Below are 15222 nucleotides of genomic sequence, written 5' to 3'. Positions count from 1 at the left end.
TTATTCGGTATTAGCCCCGGTTTCCCGGAGTTATCCCAAACTATAGGGTAGGTTGCCCACGTGTTACTCACCCGTCCGCCGCTAACGTCGAAGGAGCAAGCTCCTTCTCTGTTCGCTCGACTTGCATGTATTAGGCACGCCGCCAGCGTTCGTCCTGAGCCAGGATCAAACTCTCCATAAAAGAAATTTGATTAGCTCAAATTGTTTTGCTGGCATCAATTTTGATGTCCAAAATTTTTGTTTCGTTCACTAGCCGAAGCTAGCTACTTAAAACTTTATTGATTACGTTTTGCTTGTTCAGTTTTCAAGGTTCATGTTCTTTATTTCACTGTCACCTCTTGGCGACTCATTTATAATATCAAGATTCTAAAATAAAGTCAACACTTTCTCCGAAAATATTTTAATACATTAGATTTGAATGTTTCAAAACATAATCATAGTGAAAATGCCCACTATTTAATGATTAATATTGGTTATCATTTCTTAAGAAAAATACTAAACTGCCGCCTATTAAGAAGGCGTAAACTAAATTGTTTTCACTATATACAGTGAAAACCTCACTTCCCTGAAAACCTTTGAATAAAAATAGGCAAGCCATATAATATGGTTTGCCACTTTTTTATAGATTAGTTATGATTCGTGAAATATAAAAACTGCGATTTTTTCCTAAATCAAAAATTTCCCCTGAATGAATTAATTTAATGAGAGGTCGTGTTGGGGCAAATTTATTTACAAACATCACTTCTCCACGTTCTAGATTAGAAAGTTCTACAATCGTCCCTATCGGAAGATCTGCAACAATATCAATTAAAGCACGTACTACTTTAATATCAAACTTTCCAAACTCAGATTCATTAATCATTTCTATAACTTTAAATGAAGATTGCTTCGATCTATACACTCGTTCACACGTCATAGCATGAAAAACATCTGCAACAGCAATGATTTGTGCAAAAATAGAAATATTGGCGATCTTTTCGCTCTTCGGATATCCGCTACCATTTAAACGTTCATGGTGTTGGAAGATGGCTTCTTTCATTGTTTCTTTTAAAATGGTCAGATCTTTCACCATGTTATGGCTATAAGTCGGATGTTTATATATTTCATCATATTCTTGCTCTGTTAAAGGTGTCTTCTTATCTCTGATACGAGGATGTACTTTAGCCATACCACAATCGGCTAATAAACCACCAATGGCTACTTGAATAGTGGTTCCTCTATCATAACCAAGTTTTTGCGCAATAACTGAGGCAATCAAACCAGTTGCTACACAATGATGATACAGGTAGTCTTTAGGGCTTGAATACTCATTTAGATCAAAAATAATAGTACGATCTTCTAGCACCATCTCTACTAAAGGTAAAATAATTGTCCTTGCTTTTGCAATATCTACCTTTGCTCCCGCTTCCCAATTTTTAAATTCCTTTTTAAACTGTTCAACAGAATGATTATAGACTTTTCTAAAGGTCGGAATTTCTTCAATTGTAACTTCGACATCGATTTCATTCTTTTCTAATCGAGTATCATTTTCACTTTTGTAAACTGGGACGTTGAAAATATTAAATGCATGAAAAACTTGCAAGTGTACATAAGAAATCATTGTATCTTTGAATATAATCGGATACTGTGTATTAGCAAATATATCTTCAGAAATTACCTTGCCAACGCCTAGCTCTGAAATCGGAACATGTATAGTTTCCACGGAATGAACACCTCTCCACTATTTCTTGCTTCAAAATAAGGTATTTCCATTTTATCATGGAATTCAAAATAATTACTTATTTTTCATTATTTACGTAAAAAAACCGATGGCGACATTCAATGTTGTCGTCATCGGCTTAAATTATTCTTCTATTTCTTCTTCGTCCTCTAAAGCCTCTTCTGCTTTTTCCACTTTAGCTACAGTTGCAACCAATTCGTCATCTCCTAGTCGAATTAAACGAACTCCCTGCGTACTGCGCCCAATTAGTGAAATATCATTTACATCCATACGAATAAGCATACCATTAATGGTAATAAGCATTAAATCCTCAGAACCATCAACAGTTTTTACAGCCACCATTGGACCATTCTTATCTGTAATTTGGATAGTTTTCAGACCTACTCCGCCACGACTTTGTAAACGATAGTCCTCTTCAGAAGTACGTTTACCGTAACCTTTTTCGGTTACTACTAAAATTTCTTGTCCTGGCTCAACAATCTCCATACCTACTACTTCGTCACCATCACGCAGCTTAATACCACGAACACCACCAGCTGTACGACCCATAGAACGGATGTCGTCTTCTTGGAAACGAACGAGCATACCGTCACGTGTACCAATAATTACTTGTTTCTCTCCATCCGTTAGACGTACAGAAATAAGATCATCGTCTTCTCTCAAGCTAATAGCTATTAAACCATTTGTTCGGATGTTAGCAAATTGTGATACAGGGGTACGTTTTGTAATACCTGTTTTTGTGGTAAAGATAAAGTAAGCATCTTCATCAAACGACCCAACACGAATCATAGCTGTTACTTTTTCGCCTTTATCTATATTGAGCAAGTTTACGATTGGTAACCCTTTAGCCGTACGACCGAACTCTGGGATTTCATATCCTTTGGCTCTAAATACTTTACCTTTAGACGTAAAGAATAGAATTGTATCGTGGGTTGAAGTATTCATTAGATGCTCTACAAAATCGTCTTCATTTGTACCCATTCCTTGTACACCACGACCGCCACGCTTTTGACTACGATATGTATTCGCAGCTAAACGCTTGATATAGCCATTATGCGTTAAAGTAACAACTGAGTTTTCAACAGGAATTAAATCCTCATCCTCAATCATTTCTAGACCACCTGATGTAATCTCAGTACGACGTATATCATTAAAACGTTCTTTCAGCTCTAAAATTTCAGTACGAATAATATCAACAATTTTCTCTTCATCTGCTAAAATTGCCTTTAATTCAGCTATAAGAACTTGAAGCTCTTGATATTCTGCTTCAATTTTTTCACGCTCTAAGCCACTTAATCGAACGAGGCGCATATCTAAAATAGCTTGAGCCTGACGCTCAGACAAGCTAAAACGTTCCATCAATTGAGGTTTCGCTTCTTCACCACTACGTGAACCACGAATAATAGCAATTATTTCATCAATATGATCCAGTGCAATTCGTAAGCCCTCTAATATATGTGCGCGGTCTTCCGCTTTTCGAAGGTCAAATTCTGTACGACGACGAATAATTACTTTTTGGTGCTCTAAATAATGGTATAGCATTTCCTTTAAGCCTAATACTTTGGGCTGACCATTTACTAAAGACAGCATATTGATACCGAAGCTCGATTGCATAGCTGTTTGTTTATATAGATTATTTAAAACGACATTAGCATTTGCATCTTTACGAATTTCAATGACTACACGCATACCACGACGGTCAGATTCATCACGTAAATTTGTGATACCATCTATTTTTTTATCACGTACAAGCTCTGCAATTTTTTCAATGAGCTTAGCCTTATTCACTTGGTAAGGCAGTTCATGAATAAGAATAGTTTCCTTACCATTTGCCTTTTGCTCAATTTCCACTTTCGCACGAATAATGATGGAACCTCGACCAGTTTCGTAGGCTCTACGTATACCACTACGTCCTAAAATCAATCCTCCAGTAGGAAAATCAGGGCCTGGAATAATTTCCATTAGCTCCTCGGTTGTAATGGCTGGATTTTCAGAAAGTGCTATAACGGCATCAATTGTTTCTCCCAATTGATGTGGAGGAATATTTGTTGCCATACCTACGGCAATCCCTGCTGCACCATTTACTAATAAGTTTGGATAACGACTTGGTAAAACGACTGGTTCTTTTTCAGAGCCGTCATAGTTATCCGTATAGTCAATTGTATTTTTATTAATATCACGAAGCATTTCCATTGCAATGCGAGACATACGTGATTCCGTATAACGCATCGCCGCAGCTCCGTCACCATCGACAGAACCGAAGTTACCGTGACCATCAACAAGCATATAACGATAGCTAAAATCCTGCGCCATACGTACCATTGCATCATAGATGGAAGAGTCACCATGTGGATGGTACTTACCCATTACATCCCCGACGATACGTGCTGATTTTTTATACGCTTTATCTGCTGTATTTCCTAGCTCTTGCATGCCATATAAAATACGACGATGAACTGGCTTCAATCCGTCGCGTACATCTGGTAATGCACGCGAAACGATTACACTCATTGCATAATCGAGGAAGGATGTTTCAATTTCTTCTGTTATATTAATTCCTTTTACACCGGAGCGTTCTTGTTCTGACAAAGTGTAGACCTCCCCTCAACTAAAATTAAATATCTAAATTAGCGTATACGGCATTTTCCTCAATAAATTGACGACGAGGTTCAACTTCATCGCCCATTAAACGCTCAAATGCTTGGTTTGCTTTAATTGCATCATCTAATTCTACTTGTAATAATGTGCGGTACTCAGGATCCATTGTTGTTTCCCAAAGTTGCTCAGCGTTCATTTCACCAAGACCTTTATAACGCTGCACATTTGGTTTTGGCATTTTTGGTAGTCGTTCTAAAATTTCTTTTAATGTCTCTTCATCATAGCAATACTCAATATATTTACCTTGTTTCACTTGATAAAGTGGTGGCTGTGCAATATAAATATAGCCCGCTTCTATAAGTGGTCGAAGGAAACGGAAGAAGAATGTTAAAAGTAATGTACGGATATGCGCTCCATCAACATCGGCATCTGTCATGATAATGATTTTATGATAACGAGCTTTTTCTAAATTAAACTCCTCACCTATCCCTGTGCCGAATGCTGTAATCATTGCACGGATTTCCGCATTCGATAAAATTTTATCTAGTCGAGCTTTCTCAACGTTAAGAATCTTACCACGTAAAGGCAAAATTGCTTGGAAATGACGGTCACGCCCAGATTTAGCGGAGCCGCCGGCAGAATCACCCTCAACAATATAAATTTCACAATCAGCTGGGTTTGTAGAAGAACAATCAGCTAATTTACCTGGTAAGCTAGATACTTCAAGTGCATTTTTACGACGAGTAAATTCACGTGCCTTTTTCGCAGCTACACGTGCACGAGCTGCCATTAAACCTTTTTCGACAACCTTACGTGCAACAGTTGGATTTTCTAACATAAAACGTTCAAAGCCATCAGAGAATAATGAATTGGTAATTTGACTTACTTCTGAATTCCCTAACTTTGTTTTTGTTTGTCCTTCAAATTGAGGATCTGGGTGTTTAACAGAAACAATAGCTGTTAACCCTTCACGTACATCCTCCCCTGTAAGATTAGCGTCAGATTCTTTGAGCAAGCCATTTTTTCGCGCGTAGTCATTAATAACGCGTGTAAGGGCTGTTTTAAAACCAGACTCATGTGTACCGCCCTCGTACGTATTAATGTTGTTAGCAAATGAAAAAATATTAGAAGAGAATCCAGCATTATATTGCATGGCAATTTCTACTGTGATGCCATCCTTCTCTCCAAGAACATCAATTGGATCATGGATTGGTTCTTTAGATTGGTTTAAATGCTCAACATAGGAACGAATACCACCTTCATAGTGGTATGTAGTTGAACGAACCTCTTCTTCGCGTTCATCAGCAATCGTAATCTTAATACCACGATTTAAATAAGCCAATTCTCTAATACGATGAGCTAAAATATCATATTCATAAACAGTTGTTTCTTTAAAAATTTCTGGGTCAGCTTTAAATCGCGTTGTTGTACCATTGTGATCTGTATCACCGATAACTGTTAACTCTTGAATAGTTTTTCCACGTTCAAATTTTATTTCATGGATATGACCTTCACGATGAACTTGGACAATTGTTTCAACAGAGAGTGCATTTACCACTGATGCTCCAACTCCATGAAGACCACCAGAAACTTTATAGCCTCCACCGCCAAATTTACCACCAGCATGTAAAACAGTCATAATAACTTCAACTGCTGGCTTACCCATTTTTTCTTGAATGCTAACTGGAATACCACGACCGTTATCTTCTACGCGGATCCAGTTTTCTTTTTCAATTGTTACTTTTATATCTGTACAAAATCCTGCAAGAGCTTCATCGATACTATTATCAACAATTTCCCATACTAAATGGTGAAGCCCTTTAGAACTTGTTGAACCGATATACATCCCTGGTCTTTTACGTACTGCTTCTAAACCTTCTAATACCTGTATCTGATCGGCCTCATAAGCTTGGTTTTGTAAACCTTCGTTCTCTATAGCCACGGCTTTCATCTACTCCTTCATAACATCATTGTGTGTAAATGAATGAACAGTCAACCGAGCTGACTATTACCATTCTTTTGTAATCTAAAAAACTACCCTGGCTAACTTTTTTCAATCGCACCTTGTTTCACGTGGAACAGTTGAGCCTGTTCCATCGTTTCATGATGAATTCCATCCACACTTGTGGTTGTAACAAAGGTTTGGACTTCACCCTGAATGGTATTTAATAAATGCGATTGGCGATAATCATCGAGTTCCGATAAAACATCATCTAAAAGTAGTATGGGTGTTTCGTTTGTTTCTTGTTTAATTAATTCAATTTCAGCAAGTTTTAAAGACAATGCAGTCGTACGTTGTTGTCCTTGTGAACCATATGTTTGAACATCATAGCCATTTACTAAAAACTGCAAATCATCACGGTGTGGACCAACGAGCGTCACACCCCTATCAAATTCACGTTCTCTCGCTTCAATTAATTTTTGATGTAAAGTATTTTCAATTTCACTAGTAGAGTGTTCTTTTTCAATACCAGCTACCGTACGATATTTTATAAGCAGTGTTTCCTTACCTTGCGATATACCTGCGTGTATGGGTTCCGCCCACTCCTGCAATAAATCCATAAATTGAAATCTTTTACGAATAATTTGGGTAGCAGCGTGAATATATTGTTCATTGTAGACCTCATACATCACATCATTTGACATGGACTTGCCTTGGTTCATTTTTAAAAAATGGTTACGTTGTTTTAAAACTTTTTGAAAGGTTAATAAATCATGTAAATAGACAGGCGAAATTTGCCCAATCTCCATATCAATAAAACGTCGACGTATTTGCGGACTTCCCTTTACAACGTTCAAATCCTCTGGCGCAAACATAACGACATTCATTTGACCAATATAATGACTAAGGCGACTTTGCTCTATATGATTTATCTTGCCCTTTTTACCTTTCTTTGTGATCGTAAGTTCGATCGGTAAAATACCATGCCTTTTTTTAACGGCCCCTTCTATTTTACCATAGTCTGAATCCCAACGTATCAATTCTTTATCGTTCGTTGTTCGATGGGACTTAGCCATTGCTAAAACATAGATGGACTCCATAACATTTGTTTTTCCTTGTGCATTTTCACCAATGAAAACATTAATTTTTGGAGAGAAGTTTAAAGCTAAGGCATCATAGTTACGGTAATTTGTAAGTTTTATTTGATCAATATACATAATTTATTGTCCAGTTGGTCCTACGATTTGAAAACGACCACATCCAGGAATATTAACAACGTCTCCGTTACGTAATTTCCGACCTCGACGATCATCTACTTCTCCATTTACATATACAGCATGTTCTTGTAAAAACCACTTGGCCATTCCACCTGAACTAATGGCATCCGTAATTTTTAAAAGCTGCCCTAACGTGATGAACTCCTCATCAATTTTAATGTCCTGCATAGTGTGTTCCCCTCCGAATACAGACTGTCTATCTCTCTATCATACCTAAAATTACGCCATAAGTAAAAAAAGATAGTCACTATGAGCGACTATCCTAACAGATCTTATATTCTTTAGTAAGTTCGTACAGGTAAAATTAATTGTAAAATAGCATCATCATGAACGGAACGTAAAATAAACGGTCTCATTGCCCCAGTAAATTGAATAACTACGTCTTGTCCATCAATTGCTTTTAATGCTTCCATCATATATTTTGCACTGAAAGAGATTTTCAAACCTTCCCCTTCCAATGCTTCTACAGGGATTTCTTCTTGTACTTTACCGATTTCAGGAGAATTAGAAGAAACTTCAACTGCTTGGTTATCTAAAATTTCAAAACGTACAACATTATTACGATCTCCTCGTGCAACAAGTGAGGCACGGTCAATAGCTTGTAATAAAGATTTTCCGTTAATCGTTACATTTGTTTGATATTCTTCAGGAATTAGACGAGTTGTATCTGGATAATTTCCTTCCAGTAAGCGAGAGAAGAATAATACATCGCCAGTTTTAAATAATACTTGCTGACTTGTAATAACGATTTGTACAAGATTTGTAGAATCCTCTAATACTTTATTTAATTCGTTCAAACTTTTCCCAGGAATAACTACACTATGTTCAACTTCTGGTAAATTTTCCAGTTGCACTTTACGTCTAGCTAAACGATGACTATCTGTTGCAACACAGATTAAAGTTTCGTTTTTGATCTGCCAGTTTACACCTGTCAACACGGGTCTACTTTCTGAAGTGGCAACAGCAAATACTGTTTCACGAATAATTGTTTTTAAGAGATCAGCTGGAATAGTAAATTTTTGATCTTCTGTTAGCTCTGGTAATAATGGGTATTCTGCAGCATCCGAGCCAATTAAATGGAATTCGGATTTTCCTGAACGAATATGCGTTTGGAAACCAGGTGTCACTTGGATTTCAACATCGTTTGTTGGTAATTTACGTACAATTTCATTAAACATACGTGCCTGCACAACAATTGATCCAGTTTCTGTAATGTGAATAATTTGTTGTCCATCTTCTTCAACTGGAATAAATGTTTGAATAGTTATATCAGCATCACTACCTGTTAAGCGGATACCTTCTTCTGTAACGTCAATTTTAATCCCTGTTAAAATCGGAATAGTTGTTTTTGAACTTACTGCTTTCATGACATCATTTAAACCCTCTAATAAACGGTCACGTAAAATATCAAATTTCATTCGTTTTCCCTCACATATTTATATTATTTATTTATATAAAATAAAAAAGATATAGTAATAGGCCCTGTGGATTTGTGGATAAGTATCTTTTTATGAATAAAATCAGTCTATCCACATGTAGATAGACTGTGTATAAGTTTGTGTTTAACTAAATGGTTTGTCCACAGTATTTACTTCCCTAGCATACTACGAATTTGTTTAACATCTTGTTGAAGCTGAACGTCATTTTTCAACATAGAAGATATTTTTTCGTGCGCATGGATAACAGTTGTATGGTCGCGACCACCAAATTCTTCGCCAATTTTCGGCAGCGAAAAATCTGTTAATTCGCGTGATAAATACATAGCAACTTGACGTGGAAAAGCAATTAGTTTTGTACGTTTTTTGGCAGTGAAATCTTCCAAACGTATACTAAAATGCTCCCCTACCGCATTTTGAATGTCTAATATTGTCACTGTCCGCGGCTTTGAATTTGGAATGATATCCTTCAATGCTTCGGCAGCTAATGTCGCTGTAATATCTTTGTTAACCAGTGAAGAGTAGGCAACGACGCGAATAAGCGCACCTTCAAGCTCCCTAATATTGGAGTCAATCTGGTTCGCAATATAAAGCATTACTTCATTCGGTACCTCTAGACCGTCTGCTTTTGCTTTTTTACGCAAAATAGCGATACGAGTTTCCAAATCGGGTGGCGCAATATCAGTTATTAACCCCCACTCGAAACGTGAACGGAGCCGATCTTCTAAAGTTGGAATCTCCTTTGGAGGTCGGTCACTTGATATAACAATTTGTTTTGATTCTTCATGTAAAGTATTAAAAGTATGGAAAAATTCTTCTTGAGTTGATTCTTTTCCAGCAAGGAATTGAATATCATCAATTAGCAGTACATCCACGTTGCGGTACTTATTGCGAAAATCAAGTGCTTTGTTATCACGAATGGAGTTAATAAATTCATTTGTAAATTTTTCGGATGATAAGTACACCACTTTTGCATTAGGATTATGCTCTAATACATAATGACCAATGGCGTGCATTAAGTGTGTTTTACCTAGCCCAACGCCCCCATAAATAAAGAAGGGATTATATGCCTTCGCAGGTGCTTCTGCGACAGCTAGCGAAGCTGCATGTGCAAAGCGGTTACCAGAGCCAATAACAAACGTATCAAAAGTATACTTCGGGTTTAACATACCTGGTGAAATATCATGATGTTCATTATTTTTTGCTTGGATAATCGGCGCTGGCAAATCGAAATCGTCCGAATCCTGGTTTTTTTGAACAACAAATTTAATAAGCAAGTCTTCGCCTGTAAGCTCCGTTAATATACCTGTAATCAAATGAATATAATGATTTTCAAGCCAGTCTCGAGCAAACGAATTTGGCGCAGCAATCGTCACAGTGGAACCACTACCATTGTAAGATAGTAACTTTGTAGACTTTAGCCACGTTTCGAAGCTTGGTTTAGAAATTTTTTGTTCAACTTGAGCCAGGACATTGTTCCATAGTTCTTCTAAATGTTCCAAGCTGCTAATCTCCTTTACAGTGTTCAATACAAAAAAAAATCGCATTTATAGAAATGGTAAATACGTTCATTTTACAACTCGTCCACATAATCACAAGTTGTGGATAAAAGTTAACCAAAGGCTGTGATAAAAATTATCCACAGCATATTAACAGTTGTGGATAATTAAAACGTTCGTTTTAGTTTTCAACAAAGTGAAGCACAGTAATCGTATCAGAAAAACAAAGCCATTTCAATAGTTTGTGAAACTTATCCACATAGCTTATAGTTATGCACTTTGTAGTTGTCCACAAGTACTGCTTATGTGAAAAACCTGTAGATAATTGTTGTGGATAAAAAATAATGCAAAAAATACTATACACAACTCTGTGTAAAAAAGACAAGTACTCTGTGGATAATTATTTTTATATTTATGAATTAAAAATCTCGCTTGTAAAAATCTGAAGACTAAAAAATTGAAAATAGAATAAATACATAGTTCGACTGATTAAAAGAAATTTATGAAATTCATTGACAAAATAACTAGATACTTTATATAATATTCGAGTCTGTATGTTGAAAAATTCAACTCAATTCAGGAGGTGTCTATATACAATGAAACGTACTTACCAACCAAAAAAACGTAAGCACAGCAAAGTACACGGTTTCCGCGCACGTATGAGCACGAAAAACGGTCGCAAAGTTCTTGCTGCTCGTCGTCGTAAAGGAAGAAAAGTTTTATCAGCATAAAATAAGTCCACTGAGCCACATCAGTGGTCTTTTTTTTCTTTATTTTTGGTAAACCTAGAAATGAGGATCAAAAGATATTATCTAATAGCAGGTGAAAGAAATGAAAAAACGCCAACGAGTGAAGAAGAATGATGATTTTCAAAAGGTGTTTAAAAAAGGTAAATCTTTCGCTAATCGTCAGTTTGTTGTTTATTTTTTAGCAAAAGAGGGACAAACGGAATTTCGTGTAGGTTTATCAGTTAGTAAGAAGCTTGGGAATGCGGTAACACGCAACCAAGTAAAACGCTATATTCGACAAAGTATTCAAGAATTAAAAAATGATCTAAAGCCGAATATGGATTATGTTATTATCGCCAGACAACCGGCGGCCACTATGGATTTTCATGAAGTGAAGCAAAGTTTGCAGCATGTACTACGAATCGCAAAGGTAATGAAAAAAGTGTAATGTATGCAACCAAGTGGTGAAATTACGCCTGTACAGTTAGCAATAGAATAGAAAATGTGCGATTTTGCATACAATTATAAGTAAGTGAATTATACGCATAGGGGTATTTTGGCGTGAGTTTTTGCTTAAAATTATGTAAAATTCGCAACTTAACTCAGGAATAAGTGTATGTAGTTAGAATATTTAGTAGAGTGAACGTTATAGGCATGATAAAATAACTGATAACTTTATCTTCATCGAGGACTCTCAAAATTGGACTGAAATAAAGATAAGGCTACTGGCTGTTAACCGATTATGTCAGTATAAAAAGAAGCATATAGAAATAAGAAAAAGTGAATAGTAATTGTAGGGGGAAGAAGGTTGAAAAAACAACATTGGGTAATTTTGTCACTAGTATCAGTAGCCTTACTACTTTCTGGTTGTACAGAATTCAATGAACCAATTTCCAAAGATAGCACAGGCTTCTGGAATGAATTCATTGTTTGGCCGTTGGTATCAGCGATAAAATACTTTGCTGATCTGCTAGGTACGTATGCATGGGGGATCATTGCCGTAACGATTATTATTCGTTTAGCAATTTTGCCATTGATGATCAAACAAACAAAGAGTTCAAAAAAGATGCAAGAAATTCAGCCAAAATTGAAGGAACTGCAAAAGAAGTATGCTTCTAAGGATGCTCAGACACAACAACAATATCAGCAAGAAATGATGAAGCTAATGAGTGAATCTGGAGTAAATCCACTAGCTGGATGTTTACCAGTAATCATTCAAATGCCAATCTTAATTGGTTTCTATCATGCAATTAGCCGTATGAATGCTACATCTACATTTGATTTAGGGAATTTCTTTATCTTCCCGTTAGCAGATCCTGCACCTGCATTAGCCATTACTGCAGGTTTAATGCAATTTATCGTGTTACGTACAGGACCAGCAATGGATAATCCTCAAATGAAAATTATGATGTATATTATGCCATTCATGATTATTGGTTTTGGTATGGCCTTACCAGCTGCATTATCATTATACTGGGTGATCGGAAACATTATTTCGGTTTTCCAAAACTTGTATATTTATAAACCTTGGAATAAAGATAAAACACAACCTGCTCAAAATGGAGGGGCTAAAAAGTGAAACAACTTACGCAAATAGGCGCAACAACACAAGAAGCGGTCTCATTGGCGTTACAGAAACTTGGCAAAACCCGTGAACAAGTAGATGTTGAAGTTTTACAAGAAGGTAAAAAAGGATTTTTAGGTTTTGGTGCACGATCTGCAGAGGTACGTGTAACAGTAAAGGAAGTTCAGGTTCCGACAATTGAAAGTGACAATGCTGAAACGCAAATGGCAACTCAATTAAACGAACCAATAGTAGTAGATGATGTTGAAACACTAAGTTCACAAGTTTCTGAACAACCAAGTGAAATGGAAGACGTTCAACAAGTCGTTAAAGAACAAGATGAAGATGTAGACTCAGCAAATCCAATTGAAGAGGCAAAGGCTTATTTAATAAGTATCGCTGAACAATTGGCTATTCATGATCTTGATATTGCTACGACACGCGAAGGGAAATATGTATTATTTCAACTAAAAAGTGAGAAAGCTGCACTGCTTATAGGGAAACGTGGTCAAACATTAAATTCCTTACAGCAATTAACGCAACTCGTATTAAATAAAAGCGCTAAGCAGTTCTTAATGGTGAAATTGGATGTAGAAAACTATCGCGAGCGTCGACAAGTAGCTTTAGAATTACTTGCAGATCGAATGGCGGATAAAGCATTACGCTTAAATCAACGTGTGGCATTTGAACCAATGCCGTCTTACGAACGAAAGATAATTCATAATCAACTAGCAAATCGTCTAGATCTTGAAACGTATTCAGAAGGTACAGAGCCTAATCGTTATTTAGTAATTGAACCAGTAAAAAAATAATTAGATGTTGCTCATCACCATACAGACAGACAATATATTTTGAAAGGTCATTTTATCTTCGAGATAAAATGACCTTTTTTAATGAAAAATAGCAAAGTTTGTCGAAAATAGGATTAGCGAAAAAATTGATTTTATCCACATTTGGAAATCATCCTTACTTTAGATTTTGCTGAAAATATGTTAGTCTAAGGTGTTAGTAAGTATTGGTCGGTTTTGATTATCCACATGTGGATAACGTCGAGGAGGTCATTAAATGGAGTTCGATACAATTGCTGCGATATCCACACCGATGGGTGAAGGTGCCATAGCCATCGTTCGTTTAAGTGGGGACGAGGCAGTGACGATTGCAGATAAAATATTCAAATCACCCGGGGGAAAAAGTTTAACAACGAAAGATTCGCACACTATTCATTATGGGCATTTAGTTGATCCTAAAACTAATGAGGTAGTAGAGGAAGTAATGCTATCGCTGATGCGCGGACCAAAAACATTCACGCGTGAGGATGTAGTTGAAATAAATTGTCATGGTGGACTAGTTTCAGTCAAACGTGTGTTGCAACTTGCCTTAACGAATGGAGCAAGGTTAGCTGAGCCTGGCGAATTCACAAAACGAGCATTTTTAAATGGACGCATAGATTTATCACAGGCTGAAGCGGTTATGGATTTAATAAGAGCTAAAACAGATCGTGCGATGAACGTTGCTTTGGGTCAAATGGATGGAAAATTATCGAGACTTATTGGTGATTTGCGCCAAGCTTTACTAGAGACATTAGCACAAGTAGAGGTTAATATAGATTATCCAGAGTATGATGATGTAGAAGAAATGACAGTACCTGTATTAGTAGAAAAATGTACATGGGTAAGAAATGAAATTAGTAAACTTCTACAAACATCTTCTCAAGGAAAAATTTTGCGTGAGGGATTATCAACTGTTATTCTAGGTCGTCCGAATGTAGGGAAATCTTCACTATTAAATAGCTTAGTACAAGAAAATAAGGCCATAGTGACAGATATTGCAGGGACTACTCGTGATATTATAGAAGAGTACGTCAATGTCCGTGGTGTTCCACTTCGTTTAGTGGATACAGCGGGTATTCGGGAGACAGAAGATATTGTTGAACGAATTGGTGTAGAACGCTCACGGGAAGCTCTTCGTGGAGCAGATTTAATTCTGTTTGTATTAAACTATGCAGATGAATTAACTGCTGAGGATGAGCGTCTATTCGAAACAATTGAAGCGATGGATTACATCGTCATTGTCAATAAAACAGATTTACCGCAAAAAATTGATTTGGCACGTGTCAAAGAATTAGCTGGTGAGCATCGCATTGTAACAACATCTTTGTTACAAGAGGAAGGTATTATAGAGCTAGAGGAAGCCATTGCTGCGTTATTCTTTGAGGGACAAATCGAAGCGGGCGATTTAACATATGTTTCAAATGCAAGACATATAGCACTTCTGCACCAAGCGCAAGCAACGGTTGAAGATGCAATAGTAGCTGCACAGGATGGTGTACCAGTTGATATGGTACAAATTGATGTAACAAGAACATGGGAAATACTTGGTGAAATCATTGGTGACACTGTACAAGAAAGCCTAATTAACCAGCTATTTTCACAGTTCTGTTTAGGAAAATAATTTTAAG

12 protein-coding genes and 1 rRNA gene are annotated in these 15222 nt (G+C 36.7%); 5 read left to right on the top strand and 8 right to left on the bottom strand.

Features of this window, described 5'->3' with window-relative positions; translation table 11 throughout:
• The 8 genes from ACEVFT_RS12840 to dnaA all read right to left on the bottom strand — a co-directional run.
• A 16S ribosomal RNA gene (locus tag ACEVFT_RS12840) occupies positions 1 to 181 on the bottom strand; the annotation flags it as partial.
• Positions 182 to 619: 438 nt separating this feature from the next.
• Positions 620 to 1702 (bottom strand): HD-GYP domain-containing protein, encoded by a 1083-nt coding sequence (locus ACEVFT_RS12835; protein ID WP_393950173.1) that lies wholly within the window; start codon positions 1700 to 1702, stop codon positions 620 to 622.
• 141 nt (positions 1703 to 1843) lie between these two features.
• Complete coding sequence (gene gyrA, locus ACEVFT_RS12830) at positions 1844 to 4309, bottom strand: DNA gyrase subunit A (protein WP_205446315.1); 2466 nt, start codon at positions 4307 to 4309, stop codon at positions 1844 to 1846.
• 25 nt (positions 4310 to 4334) lie between these two features.
• The gene (gene gyrB / locus ACEVFT_RS12825; RefSeq protein ID WP_393950170.1) at positions 4335 to 6269 is read right to left on the bottom strand and encodes a DNA topoisomerase (ATP-hydrolyzing) subunit B; all 1935 of its coding nucleotides are present in this window, start codon (positions 6267 to 6269) and stop codon (positions 4335 to 4337) included.
• Positions 6270 to 6361: 92 nt separating this feature from the next.
• Positions 6362 to 7477, bottom strand: a complete 1116-nt coding sequence (gene recF / locus ACEVFT_RS12820) for a DNA replication/repair protein RecF (RefSeq protein ID WP_205446313.1) — start codon at positions 7475 to 7477, stop codon at positions 6362 to 6364.
• A 3-nt stretch (positions 7478 to 7480) separates the two neighbouring features.
• Positions 7481 to 7705, bottom strand: coding sequence for a S4 domain-containing protein YaaA (gene yaaA / locus ACEVFT_RS12815; RefSeq protein WP_205446312.1), 225 nt, complete (start codon positions 7703 to 7705; stop codon positions 7481 to 7483).
• A gap of 113 nt (positions 7706 to 7818) precedes the next feature.
• Positions 7819 to 8955, bottom strand: coding sequence for a DNA polymerase III subunit beta (gene dnaN, locus ACEVFT_RS12810; RefSeq protein WP_004233305.1), 1137 nt, complete (start codon positions 8953 to 8955; stop codon positions 7819 to 7821).
• Between the two features lie 170 nt (positions 8956 to 9125).
• The gene (gene dnaA / locus ACEVFT_RS12805) at positions 9126 to 10520 is read right to left on the bottom strand and encodes a chromosomal replication initiator protein DnaA (protein ID WP_393950167.1); all 1395 of its coding nucleotides are present in this window, start codon (positions 10518 to 10520) and stop codon (positions 9126 to 9128) included.
• 548 nt (positions 10521 to 11068) lie between these two features.
• Here dnaA and rpmH point away from each other — a divergent pair.
• From rpmH to mnmE, 5 genes are all read left to right on the top strand, one after another.
• Entirely contained in the window at positions 11069 to 11203 is a 135-nt protein-coding gene (gene rpmH / locus ACEVFT_RS12800; RefSeq protein ID WP_004233310.1) for a 50S ribosomal protein L34, read from the top strand.
• Positions 11204 to 11303: 100 nt separating this feature from the next.
• Positions 11304 to 11648 carry a ribonuclease P protein component gene (gene rnpA, locus ACEVFT_RS12795; RefSeq protein ID WP_205446310.1) on the top strand — a complete coding sequence of 115 codons (345 nt, stop codon included), beginning with the start codon at positions 11304 to 11306 and terminating at the stop codon, positions 11646 to 11648.
• 360 nt (positions 11649 to 12008) lie between these two features.
• Positions 12009 to 12779 carry a membrane protein insertase YidC gene (yidC, locus tag ACEVFT_RS12790; RefSeq protein WP_342442108.1) on the top strand — a complete coding sequence of 257 codons (771 nt, stop codon included), beginning with the start codon at positions 12009 to 12011 and terminating at the stop codon, positions 12777 to 12779.
• Positions 12776 to 13576 carry an RNA-binding cell elongation regulator Jag/EloR gene (gene jag / locus ACEVFT_RS12785; protein WP_205446308.1) on the top strand — a complete coding sequence of 267 codons (801 nt, stop codon included), beginning with the start codon at positions 12776 to 12778 and terminating at the stop codon, positions 13574 to 13576. The genes yidC and jag overlap by 4 nt, the downstream gene beginning before the upstream one ends.
• A gap of 253 nt (positions 13577 to 13829) precedes the next feature.
• Positions 13830 to 15215, top strand: a complete 1386-nt coding sequence (gene mnmE / locus ACEVFT_RS12780; RefSeq protein ID WP_205446307.1) for a tRNA uridine-5-carboxymethylaminomethyl(34) synthesis GTPase MnmE — start codon at positions 13830 to 13832, stop codon at positions 15213 to 15215.
• Positions 15216 to 15222: the final 7 nt, after the last annotated feature.

Source organism: Lysinibacillus sp. PWR01 (assembly GCF_043359455.1).
Taxonomy (GTDB): Bacteria; Bacillota; Bacilli; order Bacillales_A; family Planococcaceae; genus Lysinibacillus; species Lysinibacillus fusiformis_F.
The sequence above is the reverse complement of the archived record's forward strand: the minus strand, read 5'-3'. Positions and strand labels throughout refer to the sequence as shown.

Excerpts from the sequence above, each read along its gene's own strand:
- gyrB (WP_393950170.1), bottom strand. The coding sequence starts at position 6,269 with ATGAAAGCCGTGGCTATAGAGAACGAAGGTTTACAAAACCAAGCTTAT.
- recF (WP_205446313.1), bottom strand. The coding sequence starts at position 7,477 with ATGTATATTGATCAAATAAAACTTACAAATTACCGTAACTATGATGCC.
- yaaA (WP_205446312.1), bottom strand. The coding sequence starts at position 7,705 with ATGCAGGACATTAAAATTGATGAGGAGTTCATCACGTTAGGGCAGCTT.
- dnaN (WP_004233305.1), bottom strand. The coding sequence starts at position 8,955 with ATGAAATTTGATATTTTACGTGACCGTTTATTAGAGGGTTTAAATGAT.
- dnaA (WP_393950167.1), bottom strand. The coding sequence starts at position 10,520 with ATGCGATTTTTTTTTGTATTGAACACTGTAAAGGAGATTAGCAGCTTG.
- rpmH (WP_004233310.1), top strand. The coding sequence starts at position 11,069 with ATGAAACGTACTTACCAACCAAAAAAACGTAAGCACAGCAAAGTACAC.
- rnpA (WP_205446310.1), top strand. The coding sequence starts at position 11,304 with ATGAAAAAACGCCAACGAGTGAAGAAGAATGATGATTTTCAAAAGGTG.
- mnmE (WP_205446307.1), top strand. The coding sequence starts at position 13,830 with ATGGAGTTCGATACAATTGCTGCGATATCCACACCGATGGGTGAAGGT.